Raw genomic sequence first — 25,975 nt, 5'->3', positions numbered from 1 at the left:
TAGGGGATATCTCTGCTGGCTTTTTACCCTCACGCCCTCAAGAATAGCCCTCACGCTTTCGTGTGTGGCTTCCAGCCTTTAATCCGACCCTTACCTCATCTTTTAGTCTTTAAGGCCGTTATTCGGCCTTGTGTGGATTCAAAATTCGGCAGCCTTCTTGTTAAAAGTTTTAAAGGAACTAAAAGCAAGGAGGTAAATCATGCCAAGACAAAACTTGACCCCGAAATTCGTAACCAACCCACCTAAACCCACCGACAAACCCAAGACCGATTATTTCGACACACAGGTATCCGGTTTTCTGCTGGAGGTAAGATCCAGCGGAAAGGCCACGTATTATCTGCGCTACAGGGATAATACAGGGCAGCTTAAGCAGGTAAAGCTTGGAACGCCTGAGACGCTAAGCCTTGATGAAGCCAGAACCAGGGCCAGGGCTACGAAAAGCCAGACTCTGATAGGCTTTGATCCCAAGGCTGAACAGGAAAAGATCAAGGCCATACCTACGTTTAAGGACTTTGTGTATGACAGTTACCTGCCATACGCCAAGACCTACAAGAAGAGCTGGGAGCAGGACCAGACAATGATTGAGCAGCGTATGCTCAGGGTCTGGGGCCGCAGGAAATTAAACAGCATTAACACCCACGATCTAATCGAATTCCAGAACAACCTGGTAAAAGGCGGTCTTAAGGCAGGGTCCGTGAATCGTTATATGGCCCTGGTTAAATACATTTTCAACCTTGCCGAGCGTTGGGAAATTATCGACAAGGCACCTACCAGGAATGCCCGTAAGCTGGAAGATAACGGAGCCAGGGAACGCTACCTGAACCAGGAGGAAGTATACCGACTTTTAGAGGCCCTGAACAGTTGTAAAAGCCAGGTTGTGCCTGACTTAATCGAATTTTTGCTGCTTACCGGAGCCCGCAAGACCGAGGCAGCGGAGCTCACCTGGCAGGAAGTGGACATGGAACGAGGCATCTGGGAACTGCCAGCACAGCGCAACAAGGCCGGTAAGCCCAAAACAGTTCCGCTCTCCGAAGCAGCGATCAAGGTGCTTAAAAGAAGGGCGGATAACGGTTCCCGGTGGGTATTTCCCAACCCTGAGACAGGTAAGCCCCTAAGGCATTTCCACAATACCTGGGACAGAATCAGGAAGCAGGCCGGGATACCCAGTGCTCGTTTGCACGATCTTCGTCATAGTTTTGCCAGTTTCCTGGTAAACAGCGGCAGGAGCCTCTACGAGGTGCAAAAATTACTGGGTCACAGTCAGCTTTCCACTACCCAGAGGTATGCCCATTTAACTGAAGATACGCTTAAAGAAGCCACCGAAATTGCCGGCTCTCTGGTGGGTATACGGAAGGTGGAAAATGGGGAGTGATTGCAGAGCTGGCGCGGGTTTTATTTCAAAAGTTCGTTGATGCCTGGTGGGTATACGGAAGGTGGTCGGGGTGCTGGTGGGTTTTGGGCTCTGCTGAGTGAAGAAAATCAGTAGCTTGGAGGAAGTGAGTGAAAGTGGGGTGTTGGTTGGGTGGGTGGAGTTGGTGGGTGGGGTGTGACTACAGCTGAAGTCTGGGGTTGGGTGTAGAAACTACAGGGAATAGCGTAGATATGCCCAGTCTAACTACAGTTATAAGCCGAAGTTTCATCACAAAACAAGGAGGTATCATCAAAATGACTACAAAAGGACTGTTATCGCTCAGAGAGATAGCAAATGAGTTAAAAATAAATTATAACACGCTGATTTCCTGTAAGAATTATTTTGAAGAAAATTTGCAGGTCAGAAATATCGGCAGAACGCCGAAGTATCAAGCTGAATATGCAGATTTCTTCAGGCTGGTTTTTGCACTGAAGGATGAAGGGTACGTGATGCCGCAGATAGTAGAAATAATTCAAGAGAATCAAAGGGATAAGTTTGAACCCTCTCTGGCTGAGTGGGTGGCGAAATGGCATTATGAACTATTTAATGAACGAATGAACGAACCAGTGATTGAACGAACGGATGATTTAACGAATGAACTAATGATTGAACCAACGAATGAATTAACCAATGAACCAACGAATGAACGAACTGATGATCTGATGAATGAACGAACGAACGAATGTACTGAACCAGATTGGGAGGTTATTGTATCAGAAGCCACCTCAAGGATGGAAAATAAACTGTCCGACCACAGAACCCAACTAAACTCCACAATCACCAAACTTTACCAGGTTACCACAGAACTCCAGCAGGCGGCTGCAGATTTAAACCGGCGAATCAGCCGACTTGAAAATGAGCTAAACGGCGAGGCAGGGTCGGAACCCAAGCTTACCGAGCTGGATCTGGAAGAGTTGCAGATTCAGCAAGATAACCCACCAGCACCTACCAGGTACGAACACGCCTCCCTGGAATTCGTTAAGGCCAGCATCCAGAACGGAAAGCCGGACCGGGATGCAGTGATTCAGTGGATTCTATCCGAGAAGGAAAGAGATCCCCAGGTTAGTTATGGACACCTTGCCAAGGTTTTGGATGAGGCCCAAGTGCCGACATTAAGTGGGAAGACAGGGTGGTGCCGGACTACTTTGAGGAATATTATGGTAAAGCACAAAGTGTGAAACGCGTTTTACTGAAGAAGGGAAGTGCCACGGGGCTTCCTTTCTTTTAGATAGGCAAAGCCCCGCCAGTTCTACCAAAGTGTATACTATACATGCAGTGGGATGTCTTTACCGCCTCCCAAAAAATACCCAGACATCTTTTATATAATTCCTGCCCATTTCTCCCAAAGCGGTGCCTGGTAGTGGGAAAACGGTGGGTTAACCTGGGAGACCTTATTCCCGGATTAAACACACGCCAGTGCAGGATTTGGGAGAGTTGGGAGAAAAATCAGGGAAGGTATGTCTGATCCAGCCCTCAAAAAAAATTATCCTGTAACACATTGAAATAATTGTATCAGCAAAAAAAGGTGAAAAAATAGACGATCACCTACTTGACATTAGATGTGTTCGCCTTTACATTGCCTTCATCTATCTATGAAAGCCTAAGGAGGTAAGACATGAAAAAAGTAGGCCCCAAGATTCGCGCACTGCGAGAGGAACTCGGTCTGAATCAGAAGGAATTCGGCAAACTGGTCCTGGTGGATCACAACACCGAATCTAAATGGGAGCAGCGAGAAGAGGTCCCAGGCGGTGCCCACAAGAAGAAAGTGGAGTTCCTTCTGCAGGTCGGCGAACATCAGGAATTAAAGGAGGTGATAAAGGAAACAATCGAATCGGACGGTGGCATATCCGCAGCAGCAGGGCTTGTGGGTATGCTGTTTGGCATCGCTAACGCCCAGGGAATTTCAGTGAATAACCTGTGGCAGCAACTCAGCTTTGATTCCTACCTGATGGTGGGCATCAACAAACTTAAACAAAGGAGAATGAATGAAAAACCACCAGAAAATCGACGAAATGATTGACCTTTTACCTGAAAACCTGGCTCAGGCTCAAGGAATGCTTAAAGACAAGATTATGCCTTTGATTGCACAGCAGGAAAGGCATATGCAGGAGCATTACCTGAAGAAGATCAAGAAGCGGACCAAATCCACCAAGAAAGCTGTGAACGAGCTTTATCACGACAGCGTGACCTTGCTGGAGCAAGAGGAAGAAGATGAACTCTTGGTGGTGGACCCGGAAATTGCGGCAGCCTCCCAGGAGCTTGCCAGGGACCCGGCACTGTTCAGGAAACGGATTAAGGCCGTGGAAGAGCTGGGCCTGGTTGGGGAAACCAGGAATATCGGCATGGCCCTGGTTACCTTGGATAGCCGGCTGAACCCGGTGAAAGAAACCCTGTTCTCCATGATTGCCGGGCATCAGGGATGCGGTAAGTCCGAGATTGTGTTCAAGGCCCTGGAACTTTACCCAAAAAGCACTTACTTCTTAATCACCAGCGCCAGCAGCAAGGCTTTCGCAGGAATGGGTGATTTCCTGCAGTACAAGGCACTGATAGTCACTGAAGCCCACATCTTGGAGCGCGAGAGCGAGGTAACCCAGGCCATCAGAACTCTGCAGTCAGAAGGGTTCATTACATACACTAAACAGGAGCGGGTAGCCGGGAAACTGACAACGGTAACCTACACTGTGAAAGGCCCCATGTCTTTGATTACCACTACGGTCAAAGACAAGCTGGAAAAACAGATAGCCGACCGGATGTTTGCCCTGCATCCAAACACTTCCGAAGAGCAGACCCAGGAGATTCTAAGACAGAAAGTCCTGGCTGCAGCCGGTGATAAGCAGGATTTGGATACGCAGGCCTGGAAGCTGTTTCATGAAATGTTGGAATCGTACGATGTAAAAATACCGTATGCTGAGCAGATTTTTAACTGCATGAACACTGACAGCATGCCGACAACAGCCAGAAGAGCATTCTCCAGAATTCTACATGCGATAAAGACAGTGACCATCGTGCACCAGGAGCAAAGACAGCTCTGCGATGACAAAATGCTGGTAGCTGAGATTGGGGATTACGCCATCGTTTATCAACTGTTCAAGAACACATTCCTGGAGGACGTTGGCGAGTTCGAGAGGCTGACAGACGAAATACTGATCATCCTGGAGCAACAAGGCCCCAGGACTCCAAAAGAGCTGATCCAGAAAATGGGAGGAAAAAAGTCTACTTTATCCGACTGGATCAAGCGCAACATCGAGTCGGGGTACATATACTGGGTAGATGAGCAGGAGCAGCGGTTCAGCAATGATCTGTTGCTGAAAAAAGCTCAGAAGAGGGGCAAAGCCTACCTCAAGGTTGAGCAGGGGCCAGCACTGCCAACCCCATATGAACTCACCCTCGATTCCCGGTGGGATGTAGGCGGGGAGTTCTACAAATTTTACGACCTGGAACTGGAAGACACTACTGCCCGCCCTGAACCGGCACACGCTATTGATCCCTTCAGATCTGCTGCATAAGCACACATTTCCTCGAGGGCACCCTGAATAGGGGTGCCCTTAATCATTTCAGCACTTTATCTCTACCTGTTCGGGTGTTTAGCTCCCGCTCTGCACACGTCAGATATCCATATCTCCTGAAATAACAGTTGTTTGTGGCAACCTGTTAGGGTGTTCGGTGCCATAGCCGGATATATACACATACACATTCTCCCCGGAAAACAGCCGAACACCCTAACACCCTAAGATATCCATCCGAAATAACATGCTTTTCTGTGTTCGGTGCCAACTTTTTTCTACGAATTACTTAAAAAATCAAAATCCTGACGTTATACTCTAAGTAAAACATCATAATGGAGGATTGACTATGACAATCTGTGACGAATGCAGGCATAAGGGCCAGACCAGGTATAACGGCAAGGACAGAGGCGAGCTGGATATTCTCGTGGTAGGGGATGCCCCGGGAAAGGTAGATTGCAGGCGGGGGCATTACACTGCGTCGCAGTACCTGGCTGTGCTGGATCAGATTCGCAGGCTTAAACCAAGCTACACTGTAGGGCAAGAGTTCGCTCTGGGGTGTAAACCGGAGGATAGTGTTAAGGCACAGGATATTTCCCACTGTAGCCCCAGGCTCCACGAAATTGTATCCAGGACCAAACCCAAGGCGCTTCTTCTGCTGGGGGTAAATGCTGCAAGAGCTTTTGGCATCAATAAAAACCAGTTAGCGATCAGGGGAAATATAATAGAGCTAAACGTTGAAGGACACCCGGTAAAAGCGGTTGCATCCTACAGTGCAGGGACAGCCTACAAGGAGCCGGGTTTGGCGAGCTGTATCCAGGCAGATGTCAAGAAGGCAGCTGCCATAGTTGATGGTACAATAAACAACCTCGATTATCAGCTTGAGACCCCGGAAACCTTTGAGGAGATAATGTCTGCTCTGGAGAAAGCCAGGGAAGCTACCAGGGCTGGAACGATGAAAAAGCTTGTATCCGTGGATACTGAAACAACCTCCCTTGAACCCTACAGACTGGAAGAGAAAATGATTGCCATCTCCCTTTCCTGGAAGAAGGGGCAGGGCCTGGCATTTTACTTCGATCACCATGAGCACGGTTTGAACAAGGAAAAGCAGGATCAAGTGCTGAGTAAGCTGGAGGAAGTTCTCGATCCGGAATACACAGTGACCTGCGCCGCCAACGCCAAGTTCGACTACAAATGGCTGAATTACAGGTATGGGTTAGATATTCCCTTCTTTGACTTTGATGTAATGCTGTTAGAGCACTTACTCGATGAGGACAAGAAAAATGAATACGGCCTTAAAAATCTGACCAGGGATTATATCCCCGAGCTTGCAGGGTATGACGAAGAGCTGGAAAAAGCCCTGGCTGATATCCAGAATAAGTTCGACAAAGAGGCCAAGGAAAAACATGAACAGGCACTGCAGGATTATTTCACCAAATGGCAGGAAAAGACTGACGAGCAAAGAAAAGAGCTTTTAAAAGACTGGGTGAGGCAGAGGTATATTGACCTGCCGGAAATTGAAGGTCTGGAAAAGATTAAGACAGTTCAAAACGGCAGGAAAAAAGCTGTCTCAAAAGCATATACCAAAAGCCTGTTTAAGGTCCTCAAGAAGCTCCCCCCGGAGATTCTGGATATACCAGGCTCTGTTGCCAGGAAGGTAAATTACGGCGATCTGCCCAGAGAAATCCTTCTGCCCTATGCAGCAATGGATGCCATGGTAACCAGGGTGATCTTTACTGAGCAGTATAGAAAAATGGAAGAAGATTATACGCAGATAAAGAGACTTGAAATTGCTGAAAAAACAACAGATTTGGCAAAAACACTTCGCTTTATGACTATGCCCCTGGCTCCCAAAATATCTGAGATGGAGTACCAGGGCATACGCATAGACAGGGAAAAGCTCGAAGACTTCATAGCCCGGGTTGATGCGAAGATCCCGGAATTAAAAGACCGGATATTTTCCAGCATAGGCAGGAAAATAAATTTGAGCTCAAGTTCCGGGGATCTAAAGAGAGTGCTCTTTAAGGAAAAAAGATATGAGCCAGTAAAATACACGAAAACAGGTGACTTTAGTACCGACAAAAACTCCATGGAAGTGCTATATGAAAAAAACGAGGACGAGTTTATAAGAGATCTGCTGATACTTCGCAGGGTGGAAAAAGTAAGGGAAACCTACTTCATCAACTGGCGGGGTGAAATTGAATATGACGGAAGGCTTCATTTCTCCTTGAATCAGCATGGAACAGCCACATATAGGCTCAGCGCAAACAAGGGACTGCAAAACGCTCCGGCCTACCTGAAAGAAATTGACTTGAACGTCAAGTCACTGTTTCTGCCCGACTCAGAGGAATATGACATTTTTGATCTGGATATTGCCAATGCCGAGCTAAGGGTTCTTTGTGGTTACAGCAAGGATGAAACCTTGATTGAGGCCTTTAATCAAGGCCTGGATATTCACAGTCTGACTGCTGCCAAGATATCTGATTTTACCTATGAGGAAATAAAGGCAGCCAAGGAAGATAAGACGTCAGAGCAGCATAAGCTGCGCCAGCTGGGGAAAAAGATTAACTTTGGAACTGTTTATTCCATGGGAGCCACGAGCTTAAGCAAACAGCTCTGGGCTGAATCCCGAATAAAAGTAAGCGAAGACGAAGCCAAGCAGTACCTGAATAAATTCTTTGAAGAATACCCCAAAGTAAAAGAGTACATGGAAAAGACCAGGGCTTTCGCCCGGGCACACAGGTTCGTATATACATACACTGGGCGCAGAAGACGATTTCCAATGTTAGGGGTTGATAACCACCAGAAATTCAAAGCATTCAGGCAGGCCATCAACTGCAGAATTCAGACTACTTCGGCTGATATTGTAAACACCAACCTGGTAGACTTAGATGATGCCATTAAACCTCTGGGTGGCAGGGTCCTCTTGACTGTTCACGACTCCATACTTTTTCAATTACCCAAAGATACTGCCGGTGTGACAGAGCTTCTGGACCAGGTAATCACAGAAAACACCAAGAATAAGTTTCCCTGGCTGCCGGTGGAGTGGAAGTATGATGTAGGTAAGGGGCCAAATTACGGTGAGTGCGCTTAAAAAAAATAAGGCGGGGATTCCCCGCCTTATTTTTTACATCTGCCTGATCAGGTCCTCGAGGACTCTTCTTGCCTGTAGAATCCTCTCCCTTTCCTGGGATTTCTCTTCACTGTACCAGCCGTGCTTCTTGGCATTGGAGTTTCCAGGTTGAGCACCCCGGCGTTTATTCGTTTTGTTCCTACTTTTCATTTTGATACCCCCCGACAACTGCCTGTCCGCCCTCGCCAACATATACATGCTCAACACGAACATTCTGGTTGCCGCCTTTCCTGGATTTAATCAGCTTTTCGTAAGCGCTGGTGTAGGTCCGGATCAGTTTCTGGGCCATCTCCAGTCTTTCCTTTTCCACATCCGAGTTCATTGAGTGCCGGGCCTCAGCCATGAGCTTCATGGCATAGCTGTGCGCTGCTGCCATGTGGCCAACCATCATCGTTTCTAGCGGCCCACGAGGCTCAGCCTCCTCAAAAAAACTTACGGCTACTTCTGCATCCACATCCCAGGCCTTAACTGCCTGCTGCAGTAGGGTTACTCCCAGGTCCTGGTTCTTCGTCCCCATAAGTTCTGCTGGATTACCGCTCATAAGCACCGTCCTTCAGGAACTTACCCAGTGGAGATATCTCATCCAGATAGTCTTTCGGCAAGTCCTTTAGCATATGCAGTAGCATCCTAAGCACTGCACTACGGCTTAGATGATTCTTGCAGGCAATAGAGTCCAACATAGCTATAGTTTGGGCATCAATGTTCAAGGTAAATCTACTTCTTTTCTTCATAATAAATACTCCTTCAGTTTAAATGTTGATATTAAAGTATAATGTCGTTTTGCAGAAAATTTAAGTAAAAAATGTTTTTTGAACAAATTTAATTTATTTACTTAAAAATTGAGATTCACCGCCCTATACTTTATTGGAAGATGGCATAATAAAGATGCCGCTTCCTAAACTATGTTTAGGAGTGTTTGCGGTGAATTCAGATTTGAACAATTTAAGCTTTGATGAGATCAAAAAAGATGGACAGATTACAGTCAAGAAAACTCAGTGGGAGTCAAAAGCAGAGTGGGTCAAAACAAACATAGATGATATCTATGGTTTTTTTGGCTCCATTGAAAATCAGGTTACTAACGGAGTTTATGGTTTATGGATGCAGCCGTACATCGATTACTTCGGGGCACTGCTTTACATGCCGATTTTGGACGTGGAGCACCCCGAAAACCATCATGAGTCTCCCTGGTACAATATCAATGTAGCCAAAGGCCTGTTCTATAGATTTAATGAGCTGGGGTTAACTCAGGATCTGACTGTAGGTCTAACCGGAAAAGGCTTCAGGTTCAGCTGGCCCTGGGTAATACCACATCAGTATACGAACGCTTTCCTGGTGATGGTTAAAGACAGCGAACGTTTCTACGGCATAGACCCAGCTCCGCAGAAAGGCAAAGACAAATTCTTGAGAACCATGGCCTACAGAGGCAATAATAACCAAGGAGCGCCTACGCAGAACACTCATATTTACTATCTGGATCATGCCTCGCAGATTTCAGATCTTACCGAAGCCGAATACAAAAAACTGGTCCGAGGCAGACCCGCTGTTGAAGGGTACAAATCGTTTCTCCCCAGACTTATGCCCAATAAATTTGCTCCCAGGGAATTTCTGGAAGTACTCGAAACATATCAGTTCCAGCTAAGGATTAAATCCACCATAGCCACTCCGGCAGCCCCGAGAATCGCTGCAAAACTGTGAGCGCCAACCTGAATATGTCTTAATTATGCCGGTTTGAAATTGTTTATATCTTATTCTTGTATCTTCTTCTGAAAGAGAAAAGAAAAAATATTTTTTATTTTGTCTTCTTTTCTGTCCTTCTTTTTCTTCCTCTTCTTCTGTCTTGCCGTTACTGCCTTCTTTGCCTGTCTGAGGCAAAGGAGGGTAAGTTCTTGGGTCGCAAACAAAGCCAACAAGTTGTCTGCCTGCACTGTGGCGAAGCCTTTTGTCCTGACTATCGAAACAGGGGCAAGCAAAAATACTGCTCCAAAGTGCCTTGTCGGGCAGCCAGTAAGAAAGCCAGTCAAAAGGCCTGGCTGGATAAGCCTGAAAACAGGGATTATTTCCGGGGACCGGCCCATGTGGACAGGGTCCGGAACTGGAGAAAGCAAAATCCCGGATATGCCAGGCGCAAGACCACTGCTCCCAAGCAAACGTTACAAGATCACTGCCTCCCAAAAAGTGTTGAAAATCAACGTGTTGAGGAAACGTTACAAGATCACTGGATCACGCAACCATCTGTTATTATAGGACTAATCTCCTCCTTATGCGGGAGTGCGTTACAAGATGACATCGTCAGGGCCGCCCGACAGATGTACACCCTGGGCTGTGACGTCATCAACAACCCCAAAGGAGGATTTCATGTACCAAAAGTATCCGATTCATCCCCAGAGACTGCGCAAGGTTCCCAGACAGTTCAGCTGGGTGGACCACAGGCTGGTTCGTGACGGTCATATTGAGAGGTTAAGCCATGCTGCAGCAGCCTTGTACCTGTTCCTGGTGACCGTGGGCGATCAGCAGGGGCTTAGCTACTACTCCGACCCCATTGTCATGCAGCGCCTGGGAATGGATGAAGTCACTTTGCAGCAGGCGCGCTTCAATCTGATCCAGGCTGATCTCATTGCCTGGAAGAAACCGCTTTATCAGGTTCTATCCATCCAGGTCCCACCCGTAAATCAGGCCAGGACAGCACAGGCCGGGCCTGTGCACTTCTCAGACGTTCTCAAAAAACTTGCCGGGGGTAACACATGATTGATTATGAGCTTTATGCCAGAATAAAGCACTACCATGAACAAAAAGGACTTACCCCGGCCCAGATAGCAAAAGAACTGCAGCTGGATCCGCGTACAGTGGGCAAATGGCTCGAAGCAAAGCAGTTTCATCAAAGAAAGTCAGTAACAAGACCAAGCAAGCTTGATCCCTTCAAGGATACCATCGTCAGGATGCTGGAGGAGCACCCCTACACAGCCGTCCAGGTTTTGCGCAGCATCAAGGAGCAGGGCTATACAGGAGGCTCCTCCATTCTCAAGGAATACATAAGCAAAGTCAGGCCCAAAAGGTCCAGGGCCTTTTTAAGTCTGGCCTTTGCCCCAGGAGAGTGCGCCCAGGTTGACTGGGGAAATCACGGCTCCATCCAGGTGGGAGACAGCAGGCGCAATCTCAGCTTCTTTGTCATGGTCCTTTGCTACAGCAGGATGATGTATCTTGAGTTCACTGTCTCCCAAAGCATGGAGCACTTCCTGTCCTGTCATCAAAACGCCTTTGACGCATTCGGGGCTGTTCCCAAAAAAATCATGGTGGACAACCTGAAATGTGCAGTGCTCAAGCACCCCTATGGCCAAAAACCGGTTCTAAATCCCAAATATCTTGACTTTGCAAAGCACTGGGGTTTTGAGATCAGTGCCTGCGGAGTCAGAAAGCCCCATGAAAAAGGCCGGGTGGAGAATGCCATAGGTTATGTCAAAAAGAACTTGCTGGCCGGACTTGAACTGCCGGATTACCGGGCCATCAACCATTATGCCCGCCACTGGTGCAGGGCAACAGCCAATGTACGTATCCATGCCCAGACCGGCAAGAAGCCGGTGGACATGCTTGAAGAAGAAAGAGAGCACCTTTTGCCCCTGCCTGTTAACACCTATGATATCGGAGTCGTAACCCAGGTCCGGGCCTCGTCGCAGTTCCGGATCACCCTGGAGTCCAACCGCTATTCCGTGCCAGCCAGGTACGCAGGCAAACGCCTGACCTTGAAGACTTATCCTGATCGCTTATGCATCTATGACGGCAACAATCTTGTGGCCAGGCATATCCGCAGCTTTGACAAAAAAAGGGACATTGAAGACCCCGATCATGTCCAGGAGCTTATTGCCCAGCGCCGGGCAGCCAGGGATCAGCAATTGTTTTCCCGGTTCCTGGCTTTGTCCCCAAGAGCAAAGGATTATTACTTTGAGTTGGAGAAAAAGCACTTGAACATCAAACACCATGTCCAGAAGATTGTAGCCTTAAGCGAAATCTATGGCTCTGAAGCCGTGTCCAGGGCCATGGACGACGCATTCACCTACAGTGCCTTCTCCTGTGAGTATGTAGCCAACATCCTGGAGCAAAGAGCCAGGACCATGCCCGCACCAGGAGCCCTGCATCTGACCAGGCGAGAGGATCTGCTGGATATTGAAGTCAAAGACCCTGATCTAAGTATTTACGACAAACCCAAGGAGAAAAACCCATGACCAACAAACACCAAAGCGAGGTGCACAGGCTGGAAGAAAATCTCCAGCTGCTCAAGCTGACCTGTATAAAAGAGCAGTACAGGCCGGCGGCTGACAAGGCTGCCAGGCAGAACTGGGATCATCTGGGCTATCTGGCCAGGCTGGTCCAGGCAGAAGCAGATGCCAGGCATGATCGCTCCATCCAACGCCGTATCAGGATGGCCCGTTTCCCAGGCATAAAAACCATGGAGAACTTCGACTGGACATGGCCGACCAAGATCAACCGCCCGGCCATCCAAAACCTCTTTCGCCTTGGATTTATGAAGGACAAGGCCAACATAATAATCCTCGGAGGAGTAGGCCTGGGCAAGTCACACATAGCCACAGCCCTGGGTTACAGTGCATGCCTGGAAAAGTATTCTGTACTGTTTGCCACCACCATAGATGTCATAAACACCCTCTCGGCCGCACAGGCTGCACACAAGCTCAAAACAGAGCTCAAGAAATATGTAAGTCCTGAACTGCTCATTCTGGATGAGCTTGGCTACCTGCCCATAGACAAGCAAGGTGCAGACCTGCTCTTCCAGGTTATAAGCCAGCGCTACGAACAAAAATCAACCATCCTGACCACCAACAGAGCCTTCAAGAAATGGCCCGAGGTGTTCAACAACGACAGCACCCTGACCTCAGCCATGTTGGACAGACTTCTGCACCATGCCGAAACCGTCCTCATTGAAGGCAAAAGCTATCGGATGAAAGACCAGGTTCAGGAACAATAGCTCCGCATAGGCAACCGCCGGCATCAACCTTTATGTCTGGAGCTGGCGGTTGCTCCAAAACAACATTTTTAAACCGGCGTTTTATGGCATCTTCAAGCCGGCGCTAACAAAAGGTACATCTAAAACAATCTTTCGTTGAGAACCCACCACTTCCCACCAACGATAAACCCAAGACAGATTATTTCGACACACAGGTATCAGGTTTTCTGCTGGAGGTAAGATCCAGCGGAAAGGCCACGTATTATCTGCGCTACAGAGATAATACAGGGCAGCTGAAACAGGTAAAGCTTGGGTGTGCTTTCGGCAGACGTGCGTAAGCAGAAAAAATTTCACGGCAGCTGGCGTAGTGGCGTAGGGAAGAAGGGGACATTATGTTGCGAGTTTACCCGGTTAAACAGGCCGTAAGGCCTCCTGCGTAGCAGGGTTTAACCGGGTGAACCCCCGTTGGCGGTGTGGAGGGTTTGTATTCTATGAAGCGACTGGGCCAGACTTGAATTTACTGCTCCCAGCATGTTCACAGACAGGGTATGCCCTGATCTGATTTTGGCGGAGCGGCCCGGTGTCGCCAAAGGTGCTCTTATCCATGAGCTGCAGGCCTGCTATGTGCATTACCATGAGAAAACCGGAGCCTTGCGGATGCTCTGGAATGCGCTTACCGGCAAAACTCCCTGGACTGATCCTGACTATGAGGTGGGAAAGGGTTGCAAATCAGGGGCTTAGTTATTAAGTGTAGAAAAGGAGGTCAGCTATGAACACGACAGAAGTTGTAATTAATGAGATAAAGCAGCTTCCTGAGCCGCTTCAAAGGGAAGTCCTGAACTATGCTCGCTTTTTGAAGCACAAGGCGGAGCAGGACAGTTTGTTGAAAGCCCAGTTGATCAGTATGGAACAAATATGGAGCAATGAAGAAGACGAGGCCTGGAACAATGTACCATCCAGGTGAAGTTTTGCTGGTGCCTTTTCCTTAAATGCAGGTCTTTTCGCTGGTCGCTTCGGAGCGTTACATTCAGAAGTGTATGAGCGGGTTAAAAAGCATTTCTGTGAGCATTTTGGATGTCAACTGCTCAAGTGATCATGTCGATGCCCTTAACTCTGTAGGCAAGGCTTAAGATGCTAGCTGAAGAGAAGAATGAGCAGTGGAAAGCCTCAGTAGGCCTGCTTTGAACATTACCAAAGGACCTTGAGTTGGCGATAAACCGCTACCGTGAATTGCTGCAGGAGAGGAAACAATGAACAATAATCATTTTGAAAGTGTTTGGGATGCCATTGAAGATACACCCGAACAAGCTGAAAATATGAAGCTTCGCTCTGTTCTGATGATTGCTATCGGCTCAACATGACTGTTTTTTTGGGACAGTTACATCTCAGGCGTGACTGAAGAGCCAATCCCCATGCCACATCCAAGGCGCTAAACAGATACTCAAAGAGGTTAATATGCGTTTCACGATTTTCTGGAAGATACTTGCAATTCTTGGTAGTACAATAGTTCTCGTAAGTGCTGCCATTTTTCTCACTACCAACCACTTTGTCACTCAGAGCCTGGACGAACAGGCCTTAGATACCCTGGACAATTACAGGCAGGCAGTGGACATGGAAATTGAAGAAATTTCGTCCAATGCAGCTTTTGTCAATTCTGTAGTCGTTGAAAACCCGGATGTTGCGGAGGCAATAAAACAGGGTGATTCGGAATTTCTGCATGATTATGGCAATGAGCTGACCCAGGCGCAGCATATCGGATTCATTGCCTTTACAAATGCCGAGGGTGATGTTGTGGCAAGGGGTCATATAGAGGAGAAAGGCGACAATATTCAACATCATTATATTGTCCAGCAGGTTTTGCGTGGCGACTCTATAACCGGAATTGAGCATGGCGAGCACATCTCCCTGAGCATCAGGTCCGGGGAGCCCGTGAAAAAAGACGGAGAGGTTGTTGGAGCTGTTGTTATGGGGGAAAGCTTTGAGACTCATGCCTTTGTTGACCGGATTGAACAGAAGCTGGGAGTGGATGCCACCATTTTTGAGGACGACACCCGCATTTCTACCTCCATACGCGATGAAGCCGGCGACAGGCTGGTGGGCACGCAGATGGAAGACCCGGAAGTGATCCGGACAGTAATCCAGGATAATGAAATCTTCTGGGCCACCAACCCGGTTCAGGGGGTCATGTACGATACCATCTACTGGCCTATTGAGGATGTGCAGGGAGAAATCGTGGGCATGTATTTCCTGGGGCAGCCAAGGGACGTTATTGAGGGCATACAGGCCAGTGTTTTGAACTCTATTCTTGCTGTAACGGCTGTTGTCGGTGCCTTGATGCTTGCTGTAGGAGCCTTCTTTGCACGCAGGCTTGGTGGGTCAGTAAGCCGTGCCGCCGGTTTTGCCTCCATGATTGCCAGGGGCGATATGGACAAGCCCTTGGAGATCAAAAGCCGGGATGAGACTGGACAGCTTGCTGAATCGCTCAATGAAGTACGCGATAACGTAACCAGGTTGATAAAAGATACGGAACATATGGCGGAAAGTATACGACACGGGGATATAAGAGCGGTTCTTCCGGTTGAACAATACGAGGGGGCTTATTCCAAGCTTGCTAAAGATATAAATAATGCCTCTGAAATTGTTGCTGGATATCTTGAGGTGGTTCCTTCCCCCATTGTCACCATGGACAAGGATTTCAATATCCTGTGGATGAACAAGACCGGAGTTGATCTGTTCGGTGGCAACAGATCAGATGTCGAGGGTGAAAAGTGCTATGATATGTTCCGGACGCAGGACTGCCAGACAGAAGCATGCGCCTGTACTCAGGCCATGAAAACAGGCAGCGAGCGTACCAATGAAACTCGTGCTTACCCCGGGGACATGCAACTGGACATATCTTATACCGGCAGGCCGATAAAAGACAATCAGGGAAGGGTTGTCGGAGCCATAGAATTTGTAACCGACCTTACACAGGTCAAGGCTTCCCAGCGCAAGATGCAGGAGGTCGCCCAAAGAGCGGCGTCTGTTTCGGACTCTGTATCTTCGGCCAGTGATGAACTCTCCGCCCAGGTGGAGCAGGCCAGCCGGGGAACCGAGGAACAGACAAACAGGATCGGGGAGACTGCTACCTCCATGGAAGAAATGAACGCCACGGTGCTCGAAGTGGCCAGGAACGCTTCCGGGGCGGCGGAGCAGACGGACATGGCCAGGGCCAAGGCTCAAGAAGGGGCAGGGGTGGTCAAACAGTCCGTAGAGGCCATCAATGAGGTGCAGGAACAGTCTAAGGCCATGAAGGACAACCTGGCCTCCTTAGGCAAACAGTCCGAAGAAATCGGCAAAGTAATGACCGTGATTGACGATATAGCCGACCAGACCAACCTCCTGGCCCTCAACGCTGCCATTGAGGCGGCCAGGGCCGGGGATGCCGGTCGGGGCTTTGCCGTGGTGGCCGACGAAGTGCGCAAGCTGGCGGAAAAAACCATGAACGCCACCAAGGAAGTGGAGAAAACAGTAACATCCATTCAGGAGAGCACAAAGTCCAATATGGACAGTATGGATCAGTCTGTTCAAGCCGTGGAAAAAGCTACACAGCTGGCCAACAGCTCCGGTCAGGCCCTGCAGGAAATCGTAAGCCTGGCCCAGGAGGCGGCGGATCAGGTTCGCTCCATAGCCACGGCCAGCGAGGAGCAGTCCTCTGCCAGCGAGGAAGTGAACAAGAGCATGGAGGATGTGAACCGCATTGCCAGGGAAACGGCTGATGCCATGAACCAGTCGGCCCAGGCGGTGTCTGACCTGGCAAAACAGGCCGGCGAACTGCAAAAGATTATCGAGGATCTGAGGAAGGCATAATCAGAGACAAGCCCGAAGCCGGATTCGGCTTCGGGTCCTGAAGCTGGCCACACAAAGAAGGGCAAATTGAAGGACAGCCATGATCTGACATGGCGCATCAAGTATGCTGTTTGAATTTTGAATATTGCACCAGCCCTGAATAGATGTGACTGCAAAAAGTCATTTTTGTTACGCGAACCACGCGAACCACGCGAACCACGCGAAGCGCGTGGCAGGACGCGTGGCAGGACGCGTGATTGATTTCTCGACTTTTTGCGGATGCATCCTACATGGTCAAATTATTTCCAGGGCAGTAGTTTCTGGTCAATCCAGTTCCTGCTCCAGGGCCTGGTCTATCTGGCTTCTGGTGAACATGTCCCGCAGGATCAGGGGGCTGTCCGGGTTGTCTCTGGAGAAGATGGCCACCAGGGGGATGCTTTGGCTGTCCAGAGCCCGGAGCATTTCTTCGCCGGGAGGATTGGGCTGGGTCAGGTCTATGCGGACAAACTGCAGGCCGTATCTCTCGGCGTTTTCAGCCATGAAGCCCGGGGTGAGTACGGTCTGTTCAAGGAATTTGCAGTTGGGGCACCAGTCCGCTGTGAATTCCAGAAGGATGTTTTCCCGGCCCAGCATTTCCTCAAACTGCTGTTCTTCAAAAGGTGTCCAGGCAACTGGATGTTCCGGGGCGGGGCGAAACAGCAAAAAGGCGGCCAGGGCGACAAGCACCAGGGCCGAGAGGCGAATGGAGCGTCTTCTCAGGTTGGATTGTTTAAGGTCGGTCCAGTGCCCCCACATCCAGGCGGCAAAGGCGATGACCAGAAACATGATCAGAGCCTTTACGAACATGTCCTCAGGTATAAGGGACATGAGATAGACGCAGGTGGCCAGCAGGAAAAAGCCCAGGATTTTTTCCAGGTACATGGTCCAGGGACCGGGCCTGGGCAGAAAGCGAAGCATGAACGGAAATACGGCCATGAGCAGGTAGGGAAGGGCCATGCCCAGGCCCATGCTCCAGAGGACTATGCCGATGATTGCAGGCGGCTGAGTCAGGGTCCAGGCCAGTACACCCCCCAAAAACGGTCCGCTGCACGGGGTGGCCAGGAAGGTGGCCAGCATGCCGGTGCTCAGGGCCTCGGCATTGGGGTTCTTCCAGGGGTCCCGGGTCCTGGACTTGAGATCTATCACCGGCAGGTCGTACAGGCCGAAGAGGCTCAGGCTAAGGGCAAAGATTATGCAGCCCAGGACAAGTATGGCCCCGGGGCTTTGAAAGAGCTGGCCCCAGGCCATGCCGGTAAGGGATAAGACCACGGCCAGTACGGAAAAGAAAATAAGCATGCCCAGGGCGAAGAATATATTGTGCTTGCGAAAAGCCCTTTTCTGGGCATCAATGCCGGAATCCTCCTCCAGGGTGAGCATGCCTCTTAGCTTCAGGCTGATGACGGGCAGAACGCACGGGGTAAAATTGAGAATAAATCCGGCGATCATAGCCAGCAGAGCGGCCTTGGCCAGGGTGTCCACTTCAAGGCCCGGGGTCTGGGAGCGCACCTCAAAGTCCCACCTGGTTTCGTCAGCGTCCGGGTCCGCAGGGGCCGGAGGAGCCATTTCCATCATGGGCTCCTGCGTGGCCGGGCCGGCATTCTGCCACATGGACCACCAGTCCTGCTCTTGTGCCGTGTCCAGTGCGGCCGGGTCTACTCTGTCCAGGTCGAACTCGATTTCCTTGTGCACGGGCCAGCAGTTGCGGTCAGAGCAGAGCAGGAGGCTCAGCTCAGCGGTCAGGATGCCTTCCAGGGGGATATCCGCAGGCAGGGGAATGAAAATGGGGGTGCGCTCTTCCGGAAAGACTTCAGATGTCTGGGATGGATCAAAGGGGTCCGGCTGCTCCTCTCCGGGGGGGTAAAAGACTTCCAGGCTTTCGGTGGGGTCGTCTGTGATGGTCAGTACCGTGGGAAAACCTGCCGGTCCGGGATCGTGGGCGTAAGTGTACAGGCCTTCGTCGGGAATAATCCACAACAGGAGCATGGCCTGATAGCCAGGCGTTTTCTCCTGGTCCACCGCGAAGACTTCCCACTTTGACTGCATGGGAAAGTCGCGGTCATCCTGGCTGAAGCCCGAGCTTAAAAAAAGCAGGACTACAAGAAAGGCCAGTGCTGTTTGTGTGTAAAATCTTTTCATGGTCGTTACGGTTCAGCTCATTGCTGCGCTCTGATACATCTTTGCTGTCAGGGCTGTCCAGGCTTTTTTTAATCTTGACATTCCCGGATATTAAATTTAATAAGTATTTTTTATGGGCCACTAGCTCAATTGGCAGAGCAGCGGACTCTTAATCCGGAGGTTCAAGGTTCGATTCCTTGGTGGCCCACCAAAGATTTCAATGGGTTACGGTAAAAAGCCGTAACCCCTTTTTTGTTTGTAAGCACATTGTAAGCGCTGCATCCGGGCACACCAGGGACCATTTCTGCAAGCAACAGGTCAGGGAGGTGTCATTCATTGAAAATGTATTGAGGTCACTTCCTCACAAGCCTCAGAGGCCTGTATCATGGAAAAGTTTTTTCTGGGTCTCAGCGGACCATTGGCCGCTTGGATTCAGCCCCCTGGTATGCTGAAATATTTTTAAAGCTTCTTCAAGCTTTTCTTCGCACTTATTATCCGCGTTTTTTAAAAAACCCAGTTCATGCAGCCTGGATGCAATCATGCCGGCATCATCTGCATTTTCTGGCTCCAGCATTATTCCAAGCCTGGCTATAGGACCCTGCAGTGCAGTCCTGCCGTCAAAAGCCGGCCAGTGTGTATAATCTCTTTCTGTGGAGAACAGTCCCACCAGCTTTAACTTATTTTTTGCAGTCCAATTCTCTTGTTTAGCACCGTAAAGTGCCCGAACATAATATATTTCCCAGTCCAGGATAAAGGATAGCGAAAATATGCCTGCGCGCCAGCCCTGGAAATCATGGTATGTAACTTCTTCAATCCAGTTAGTACCATGCGGAGTTCCGGACACTTCGATTTTAAAGCCTGAATTACTGGCCAGTCTATCCATGGTGAGAACGACAATGGAGTATTTTTCAGTCTGGGCTTCCGGCATCATGCTCATGCGTTGGTAAACCGACATTCTGTCTATGTTCAGCTTTGTTCTTCTATGCTCGTCATCCGGTGTAAGTGATAGTGCCCGGTCGAGTGTCCAGTAATAAAACTGCTTGAAGGTCATATCAGATAAATCCTTACTACGGAGTTCTTCCTCGTATAATATAAAAGCCTGTACTCTGGGGAACAAGGGAGATTTTTCCTGAATATCTGAGCGCTCGATTACTATCTTGTCAGCAAGCCTTTTATAGTCAGCCTGTACCAGAAAAGAAGCTGTCCTGCCCATCCTATCCTGAAAATGCATATACATCTCCAGGCTAACTGTCATGTCTTTGCTGTCTTTAGAGTACCGCATTATTTTGATGCTGCTTACTTGAAAATCTTGCTCGTTCAGAGATTCAAAAAGCCATGAATGAGCTCCATCAGTGGAAAATTCAGCTTGTGAAAAAGAACTGGTGCATCCAATAATCTTTCTTGCCAGGGCTTCTGCAGCGCTTGTGACATGAAGAGGCAGTTTGTTTGGATTTACAGCATCCTTGGGAGGAATATTGATTTCAGGAGCAGTTGAAAAGTCCCGGGAAGGAACATCTGAGAAGTATATGGCTGGTTTGTTATCTCTGCAACCGCTAAAAATACATAATGCAATGAGCAAAGAAATAAATACAAAAACAAATTTATGCATTATTGGGGACTCCAGTGAAAGATATCCTCAAAAAATTACAAGGCGAGCTTGTAAGAGTCAGCCGCGTCCGTTTGACCCAGGCCGAGAGTTCTTCAGCCGGTAAACCTCTTAAGAAGCTGGTACAGGGCATGTTCCATCTGAGTCATTCAGGGCTGTCGGTTAAAAAAAGTCACGGCTTTCCCCATGTAAACCACTTCGCTGGTTCAGTAAGCCTGGAATATTGGTTGTTCTGCCTTATTGGGCATAGACTTATCCTCAACTTTTTCTTTTAGCTCTCTTTTAGCTTTCTGCAGTCTGTCACTTCTGTCTTGTTGATAAAAAAGCTTAGCCGAAGAAACTTGCTCTTTGTCAATCAGGGCTGGCCAACAGGACAATTTTTCTGAGCAATCCAGCAAGTACCATTGTGCGGTGCTGGTGAGCCTGAAAGATTCATCCTTTTCCAGGTGAAAAGAAGCGTGACAATCTGTCTGCATGACGCAGTAAAACAACAAGGTGATTATAAACAGAAGGGAGCTTGCTTTGTTCATAGTGTTGTCTTTTTTTGAGTTGGCGGGGAAGATTGAAGGTTTTTGAGCAGGGATAGGACATGTTCCATGTCCTTGTCTGAGCCCAGGCTGACTCTGATGTATCGGGGCAGGGAGGGGATTTTCCTGCCGGCTACAACCCCTCCCTTCAGAAGCAGGTAGTTATGTGTTTCTTCCCAGGAACGTCCGGTGGACAAGAGGACAAAACTTGTTCTGGACGGAATATACTCGATGCCCAGATCCTCCAGCCCGGCGCAGAAGTTTCTTCTGGTACGCTTATTTTCTCTGCACATTTTATCTACCCAGGACTGTTCATAGAGAGCTGCGTGTGCAGCAGCCAGCCCGGCCTGGTTTATATTGTTCCATAAGGCGTGTCCGGACATGGCCTGGATGATATTTTTTGCTCCAGCACAATAACCAACCCTTAAACCAGCCAGACCGTATATTTTGGAAAAAGTTCTAATCACCAGCAGGTTGGGCGTTCCAGCCCGGACCAGGTCCATGCAGCTGAAAAAGCCGGAGCCCACGTATTCAGCATAGGCCTCGTCCACAACCACCACGGTTTCTCTTGGAACCTCCTTAATGAGCTGTGACAGGTCTTTCTCGCCAATCAATGTCCCTGTGGGGTTGCAGGGATTGCATACATAAAGCATCCCCTTGTAGCTTTTAGCTGCCTCTAGCATGGTCCCTAAATCATGGCCGGCATCCCGGGTCTTTACCGGTACCCTTTTTGGCCAGATACGCCTGAGAGGAGCATAATAACTTATGGCCTCGTAAACAGGATCACTGATAACCGGGGGACTTTTTGAGGAACAAAAAACATCGGTGGCTATTTTTAAAAGTTCAATAGCTCCGCAGCCAAGAAGTATCTGACCGGGGTCAAGACCATAAAAGTCAGCCAGATCATTCAGAAATCGGTCTTTATTTTCTCTGGCATACAGGCTGGCATTGTCACGCAGGGCTTTCATGCCAGCTTCCATTGCTGCAGGTGAAGCACCAAAGGGGTTTTCGTTGCTGCTCAGGACAATTGTTTTTTTGTCCTGTTGCCACAGGGGAGAAGAGTCTGCATTATTTACGGTTTCAATGTCTTTCTGCCGGGTAGCACACCCGGCTAAGACAACCAGACCTGATGCAGCTGCCAGGCTTAGAAAATCTCTTCTCCCCAGTTTGTCCAGTGCAGAGTTATGTGTTTTACCTGCCTGTTCCCTCAAAAAGACTCCTCTGGGTCTGCAGATTCCAGCCGCTTGCTTCGAGTCCGCTGGATCTCTGAAACTGCTCAAGTGCACCTCTTGAACCTGGCCCCCACAAACCGTCAATGATCATATTGTAGTATCCCAGTTCAGCCAGTCTGGTCTGGATTATTCTTGCATCACTACGATCTGAAGTATCTAAAACACTTTCACCTCTACTTAACGGACCTTCTCTTGGAGTATGCTCTCTTTGTTGAGACATCCTTTCCCTTTGAACCTTCTTTTGCCCCTCATAATCTTTTTCCGGTGTAAATAGCCCTGCTAAAATTCTTTCAGTACCATCAGGATAAATGTCTATGGCAGGTTCGTAATATGCTTTGATATAAAAGTTATCTCTATCAATAGCAAAATTTCCTCCAAATATAGCTGCTCTCCAACCTTGATAATTTATATATTCGGGTGTTACAAGTGAATTGCTACTATACAAACTTTCAGTAACTTGGACTTCAAATTCTGCGTTGGGAGTAAGACGATCCATAGCGAATATAATAACAACATTATCCTCTCTCTCTCTGGTAACGCCACTTCTTAACCGTTCAAAAAAACTCATTTGCTCTAATTTTTCATGTTGTCTTTGCTCTTCATCTGTTGGAACTATATTATGTGCAGATGATACTATCCCAGCATAAAAAGAATAATAACTGTCTGCTCTATCAACTACTTTGGAAAAATCTTCTCTGGGCACAATGTATGCTTGTAGCCTCGGAATAGTAGGTGGTGCATTTACAGCAAATGAATCATGTATTACTATACTGTTGTCGTGTACTGCATATTCAACATTAAAATAATCTATGCTTGTTCTTTGAAAATCATCAGCAAATGTAAAAAATCCATCTAAATAACATTCATTAACATTGTTGACTGTCTCACAGTTATAATTTTGAATCAATGTGGATGTGAGTGAAAATCCATTAAAATGAAATGCCGGATATGTTAATCTATGACTTCCTCTATTATTAAAGCTGACATATTGTGAGGTATTATCTTCATTTCTCATTTGCTCTACTATAGCCGCCACAACTAATCGTATATCACCAGAAACTTCTTCATGATGTATTATTTGTGTGTCAAAAGTTTCTATTTGAAATGGTGGTTCTGTATATTGTGCTCTTTGTTGTTGGACTCTGTCTTGTACCGCACATCCACAAATAAAAAACACAAGTAAGTAAATAGAAATTATTTTAAAATAACGCATCATTATCTTCCTTTAAGTGGTATAATGGTGAAAAATTAAAATTTTATATATACGCATTTTTGTATTAATGATGTATAGGGTTAAAATGTTCCACTGAATAACCACGGCTTACAGGTGCAGTATTTGAAAGTGAATTATTTTCAACCTCAGGAACCATGTCATACACATCCATAGCAATACCAGTAGCATCGCCAACACCATCTGGCAATGATCCTGTAAGTAATCCTCTCCCAGCACCAGTAAGTGTTGAATTAATATATTCAGTTTCATATCCTGCCATTTGATTTCCAAGCTCACCTGCTGCTCCAGTAGTTGCACCAATTAATACTGGAGCCCAAAGGGGTGCGCCAGCAGTTTTGTAAGTAACTAATCCACCAACAACCCAACCTCCAACAGTTCTAATTCCGTTACCAATATTGATTAAAGTATAATGTCCTTCAGCAATACGCAAATCTCTTTGAGCTTGTTCTTGATCACGCATCATCTGTTCAAATTCACGTTGCCTTGCTTCATTTTCCTGCATTGTTTGCATATCTCCAAAATCATATTTTTCATTCCACTCATTTACACTTCTAATAATTTCTTCAATTTCTTCTGGTGGAAAATCACTTAATGCATCTCTTAGTTCTGATTCACTAATACCATTCCCACCGTTTCCTCCACCACCTCCACCACCTCCTCCTCCACAAGCCAAGACCTGTGTAGGAATAGCAAGAGCAACTACCAAAAAAATAATTGTAACCCATTGAAATAAGGTTTTGTTAAACATAATTCACCCTCCTTAGAAATAGCAAAAAGGTTGTCCTCAGCACTTATGAAGTTTTGATTTAAACTTTAAACAAAATATTTTAAAAAACAAGTCGTCTTGACTGTCAACTTTCAAAAAAATTGTAAACTTCTTGTAGACTCAGCAGCAGTGAGCTGCTTCTCAAGGAAGGCTTGATTGATAACTACCGGGATTATATGCGGATTCAGGGCAAGGTTTTTTGTGCAAAAGGATGGAAAGCGGATAGTCAAGTGTGTGAATTAAATCGGAAAAAGAGGCGAAAGTATGCCAGGGTGTTGGAATGCTGACATTTACCGCCCCCCGCACAACTCGTCCAGGTCTTTTCTGGATTTGACCCCGGTCTTTATGTATATTCTTTTCATGTACGTCTTCACTGTTGATTCCGAGATACCCATCTCCTGGGCGGCATCCCTGTAAAGCCTGCCATTGACCAGTACTTTCTCCAGAACCTCTTTTTCCCGCTGGGAAAGCATGCCCGTGACCTTTGCCGGAAGCTGAACCTCTTTCCTTGTCTCTAACTCAGGAATTTCCTCGGCCGTTTCAGTTGATTCCGGCGTGTAGAGGGGATCCTGAAATACCTGTACTGAGCTGGTTTCATGCTCCTGGGCAGATTTTTTCCTTCTGATCACCATAAGCAGGACAATGCTAAGAGCCAGGGCCACATTGCCCATGACCGCCACCATGGTGACCATTTCCAGGTGGGTCATGCTGACCATTACTCCGGCAGCTATTCCCAGACATAACGTTGCAGAGTTGATGCCTATTCCTCTGGCAGGATCGCAGTGGCTGATGGCCAGGGCCAAAACAAAGAAATCCGCAAAACCCATGGATGCCTGCATGGAGAATATACCTGAGGTGAAAAACAAAGGATTAAGATCATACAGGGCGGGCTGGGAAAGGATGGCCAGGGCCACGGCGATATAGATAAGACTGTTTAGCTCCCTGGAAAAAAAATACCAGGCCAGAAAGATCGCAGCCATATAAAAAAAGATTTCCATGCCCGGCAGGGGATCCCCCGCAAAATACCCGGGAGCCAGAAATCCGTACATGAGCCCGGCCAGGGTATACAGGACAAAGATCAGGGGCTGATGCAACAATATCTTTTTCAGGGGGGCATCCAGGATGATGGTAGGTCTGCCCAGGGAAAGCCCCAGGCAGATGGCTGTCAGCACATAGGCCCAGTATCCAGCAGGGGCTATGGTGACTCCTATGGTCAGCAGATTGCCAAGTATCAGACCCAGGAAGATGTGTTTCAGAAAATTGGGCTCTGCCTTAAGCAGAACCCCCATCCTTATCATGACCGGGGCTGCAGCAGGCCCGCAAAGAAAGAGCAGGACGTGCGCATATTCCGGATGGAAGGGAAAGGCAAGAGTTGTGATCCCAGCCAGAATCACCCCGGCATCAGCCAGAAATCTCAGTCTTTTTCTTAAAAAAAAGGACAGAAGGTAAAGTGCAGCTATGTGAGGGAAGAGAAAATAAAGAATCAGCGGTCTTCCCCCTTCTTCCGTCAGGAGGATTCCGTCCATGGGGAAGGCCAGGAGCCAGAAAATGAATCCGGCAAACATAATAAAGGCTGGAATATTCATGGGGTCATGTCCTGTCTGTTGTTTTAATATTAGTCAGAAAA

Annotated in this window: 24 protein-coding genes and 1 tRNA gene; 14 read left to right on the top strand and 11 right to left on the bottom strand. The window is 48.0% G+C overall.

Features of this window, described 5'->3' with window-relative positions:
• Positions 1-199 precede the first annotated feature (199 nt).
• The 5 genes from DTHIO_RS02065 to DTHIO_RS02045 all read left to right on the top strand — a co-directional run bounded on the left by DTHIO_RS02065 (position 200) and on the right by DTHIO_RS02045 (position 8,008).
• On the top strand, positions 200-1,372 hold the full coding sequence (locus tag DTHIO_RS02065) for a site-specific integrase (protein WP_008868695.1): 1,173 nt from the start codon (positions 200-202) through the stop codon (positions 1,370-1,372).
• 293 nt (positions 1,373-1,665) lie between these two features.
• Positions 1,666-2,589 (top strand): hypothetical protein, encoded by a 924-nt coding sequence (locus DTHIO_RS02060; protein WP_008868694.1) that lies wholly within the window; start codon positions 1,666-1,668, stop codon positions 2,587-2,589.
• Between the two features lie 437 nt (positions 2,590-3,026).
• Positions 3,027-3,431 carry a helix-turn-helix domain-containing protein gene (locus tag DTHIO_RS02055; RefSeq protein WP_008868693.1) on the top strand — a complete coding sequence of 135 codons (405 nt, stop codon included), beginning with the start codon at positions 3,027-3,029 and terminating at the stop codon, positions 3,429-3,431.
• A complete protein-coding gene (locus DTHIO_RS02050) occupies positions 3,397-4,917 on the top strand; it encodes a helix-turn-helix domain-containing protein (RefSeq protein ID WP_008868692.1) in 1,521 nt (506 codons plus the stop codon). Before DTHIO_RS02055 ends, DTHIO_RS02050 begins: the two co-directional genes overlap by 35 nt.
• A 346-nt stretch (positions 4,918-5,263) precedes the next feature.
• The gene (locus tag DTHIO_RS02045; protein ID WP_008868691.1) at positions 5,264-8,008 is read left to right on the top strand and encodes a DNA polymerase; all 2,745 of its coding nucleotides are present in this window, start codon (positions 5,264-5,266) and stop codon (positions 8,006-8,008) included.
• A 33-nt stretch (positions 8,009-8,041) separates the two neighbouring features.
• Here DTHIO_RS02045 and DTHIO_RS21310 read toward each other — a convergent pair whose 3' ends face one another.
• The 3 genes from DTHIO_RS21310 to DTHIO_RS22865 are packed head-to-tail and all read right to left on the bottom strand — an operon-like array spanning position 8,042 to position 8,778.
• A complete protein-coding gene (locus DTHIO_RS21310; protein ID WP_153305057.1) occupies positions 8,042-8,197 on the bottom strand; it encodes a hypothetical protein in 156 nt (51 codons plus the stop codon).
• The gene (locus DTHIO_RS19430; RefSeq protein WP_008868690.1) at positions 8,187-8,588 is read right to left on the bottom strand and encodes a hypothetical protein; all 402 of its coding nucleotides are present in this window, start codon (positions 8,586-8,588) and stop codon (positions 8,187-8,189) included. The genes DTHIO_RS21310 and DTHIO_RS19430 overlap by 11 nt, the downstream gene beginning before the upstream one ends.
• Positions 8,578-8,778, bottom strand: a complete 201-nt coding sequence (locus DTHIO_RS22865) for a ribbon-helix-helix protein, CopG family (RefSeq protein ID WP_008868689.1) — start codon at positions 8,776-8,778, stop codon at positions 8,578-8,580. The genes DTHIO_RS19430 and DTHIO_RS22865 overlap by 11 nt, the downstream gene beginning before the upstream one ends.
• Positions 8,779-8,911: 133 nt before the next feature.
• Between DTHIO_RS22865 and DTHIO_RS02030 the strand changes: the two genes are divergently transcribed.
• The gene (locus DTHIO_RS02030) at positions 8,912-9,742 is read left to right on the top strand and encodes a hypothetical protein (RefSeq protein ID WP_161598619.1); all 831 of its coding nucleotides are present in this window, start codon (positions 8,912-8,914) and stop codon (positions 9,740-9,742) included.
• 50 nt (positions 9,743-9,792) lie between these two features.
• On the opposite strand, the gene DTHIO_RS21305 is transcribed toward DTHIO_RS02030, so the two are convergent.
• On the bottom strand, positions 9,793-10,152 hold the full coding sequence (locus DTHIO_RS21305) for a hypothetical protein (RefSeq protein WP_153305077.1): 360 nt from the start codon (positions 10,150-10,152) through the stop codon (positions 9,793-9,795).
• Positions 10,153-10,402: 250 nt separating this feature from the next.
• Between DTHIO_RS21305 and DTHIO_RS02020 the strand changes: the two genes are divergently transcribed.
• The 6 genes from DTHIO_RS02020 (at position 10,403) to DTHIO_RS19425 (ending at position 16,850) form a co-directional block, all read left to right on the top strand.
• Positions 10,403-10,792, top strand: a complete 390-nt coding sequence (locus DTHIO_RS02020; protein WP_008868686.1) for a helix-turn-helix domain-containing protein — start codon at positions 10,403-10,405, stop codon at positions 10,790-10,792.
• Complete coding sequence (gene istA, locus DTHIO_RS02015; RefSeq protein WP_008868685.1) at positions 10,789-12,264, top strand: IS21 family transposase; 1,476 nt, start codon at positions 10,789-10,791, stop codon at positions 12,262-12,264. Before DTHIO_RS02020 ends, istA begins: the two co-directional genes overlap by 4 nt.
• On the top strand, positions 12,261-13,022 hold the full coding sequence (gene istB, locus DTHIO_RS02010; protein ID WP_008868684.1) for an IS21-like element helper ATPase IstB: 762 nt from the start codon (positions 12,261-12,263) through the stop codon (positions 13,020-13,022). Before istA ends, istB begins: the two co-directional genes overlap by 4 nt.
• A gap of 510 nt (positions 13,023-13,532) precedes the next feature.
• The gene (locus DTHIO_RS02005; RefSeq protein ID WP_040417398.1) at positions 13,533-13,742 is read left to right on the top strand and encodes a hypothetical protein; all 210 of its coding nucleotides are present in this window, start codon (positions 13,533-13,535) and stop codon (positions 13,740-13,742) included.
• A gap of 28 nt (positions 13,743-13,770) precedes the next feature.
• The gene (locus tag DTHIO_RS02000; RefSeq protein WP_008868683.1) at positions 13,771-13,965 is read left to right on the top strand and encodes a DUF2281 domain-containing protein; all 195 of its coding nucleotides are present in this window, start codon (positions 13,771-13,773) and stop codon (positions 13,963-13,965) included.
• 491 nt (positions 13,966-14,456) lie between these two features.
• Entirely contained in the window at positions 14,457-16,850 is a 2,394-nt protein-coding gene (locus DTHIO_RS19425; protein WP_008868682.1) for a methyl-accepting chemotaxis protein, read from the top strand.
• A gap of 303 nt (positions 16,851-17,153) precedes the next feature.
• Here DTHIO_RS19425 and DTHIO_RS01985 read toward each other — a convergent pair whose 3' ends face one another.
• Positions 17,154-19,004, bottom strand: a complete 1,851-nt coding sequence (locus tag DTHIO_RS01985; RefSeq protein ID WP_008868681.1) for a protein-disulfide reductase DsbD family protein — start codon at positions 19,002-19,004, stop codon at positions 17,154-17,156.
• A 114-nt stretch (positions 19,005-19,118) separates the two neighbouring features.
• Between DTHIO_RS01985 and DTHIO_RS01980 the strand changes: the two genes are divergently transcribed.
• Positions 19,119-19,194: transfer RNA gene (locus tag DTHIO_RS01980), tRNA-Lys, on the top strand.
• A 159-nt stretch (positions 19,195-19,353) separates the two neighbouring features.
• Here DTHIO_RS01980 and DTHIO_RS01975 read toward each other — a convergent pair.
• Positions 19,354-20,214: a peptidoglycan-binding protein gene (locus DTHIO_RS01975; protein ID WP_161598618.1), complete on the bottom strand. Its 861-nt coding sequence runs from the start codon at positions 20,212-20,214 to the stop codon at positions 19,354-19,356.
• A 211-nt stretch (positions 20,215-20,425) separates the two neighbouring features.
• On the opposite strand from DTHIO_RS01975, the gene DTHIO_RS21560 reads away from it, so the two are divergent.
• Complete coding sequence (locus DTHIO_RS21560) at positions 20,426-20,695, top strand: hypothetical protein (protein ID WP_161598617.1); 270 nt, start codon at positions 20,426-20,428, stop codon at positions 20,693-20,695.
• Positions 20,696-20,795: 100 nt separating this feature from the next.
• Here DTHIO_RS21560 and DTHIO_RS01970 read toward each other — a convergent pair whose 3' ends face one another.
• The 5 genes from DTHIO_RS01970 to DTHIO_RS01950 all read right to left on the bottom strand — a co-directional run bounded on the left by DTHIO_RS01970 (position 20,796) and on the right by DTHIO_RS01950 (position 25,934).
• On the bottom strand, positions 20,796-21,119 hold the full coding sequence (locus tag DTHIO_RS01970; RefSeq protein WP_008868679.1) for a hypothetical protein: 324 nt from the start codon (positions 21,117-21,119) through the stop codon (positions 20,796-20,798).
• Positions 21,116-22,327 carry a pyridoxal phosphate-dependent aminotransferase gene (locus tag DTHIO_RS01965; RefSeq protein WP_008868678.1) on the bottom strand — a complete coding sequence of 404 codons (1,212 nt, stop codon included), beginning with the start codon at positions 22,325-22,327 and terminating at the stop codon, positions 21,116-21,118. The genes DTHIO_RS01970 and DTHIO_RS01965 overlap by 4 nt, the downstream gene beginning before the upstream one ends.
• Positions 22,308-23,561 (bottom strand): peptidoglycan-binding domain-containing protein, encoded by a 1,254-nt coding sequence (locus DTHIO_RS01960; RefSeq protein WP_040417397.1) that lies wholly within the window; start codon positions 23,559-23,561, stop codon positions 22,308-22,310. The genes DTHIO_RS01965 and DTHIO_RS01960 overlap by 20 nt, the downstream gene beginning before the upstream one ends.
• Positions 23,562-23,625: 64 nt before the next feature.
• On the bottom strand, positions 23,626-24,330 hold the full coding sequence (locus DTHIO_RS01955) for a hypothetical protein (protein ID WP_008868676.1): 705 nt from the start codon (positions 24,328-24,330) through the stop codon (positions 23,626-23,628).
• A gap of 308 nt (positions 24,331-24,638) precedes the next feature.
• Positions 24,639-25,934, bottom strand: coding sequence for a LuxR C-terminal-related transcriptional regulator (locus DTHIO_RS01950; protein WP_008868675.1), 1,296 nt, complete (start codon positions 25,932-25,934; stop codon positions 24,639-24,641).
• Between the last annotated feature and the right edge of the window lie 41 nt (positions 25,935-25,975).

The organism is Desulfonatronospira thiodismutans ASO3-1, from assembly GCF_000174435.1.
Taxonomy (GTDB): Bacteria; Desulfobacterota; Desulfovibrionia; order Desulfovibrionales; family Desulfonatronovibrionaceae; genus Desulfonatronospira; species Desulfonatronospira thiodismutans.
The sequence above is the reverse complement of the archived record's forward strand: the minus strand, read 5'-3'. Positions and strand labels throughout refer to the sequence as shown.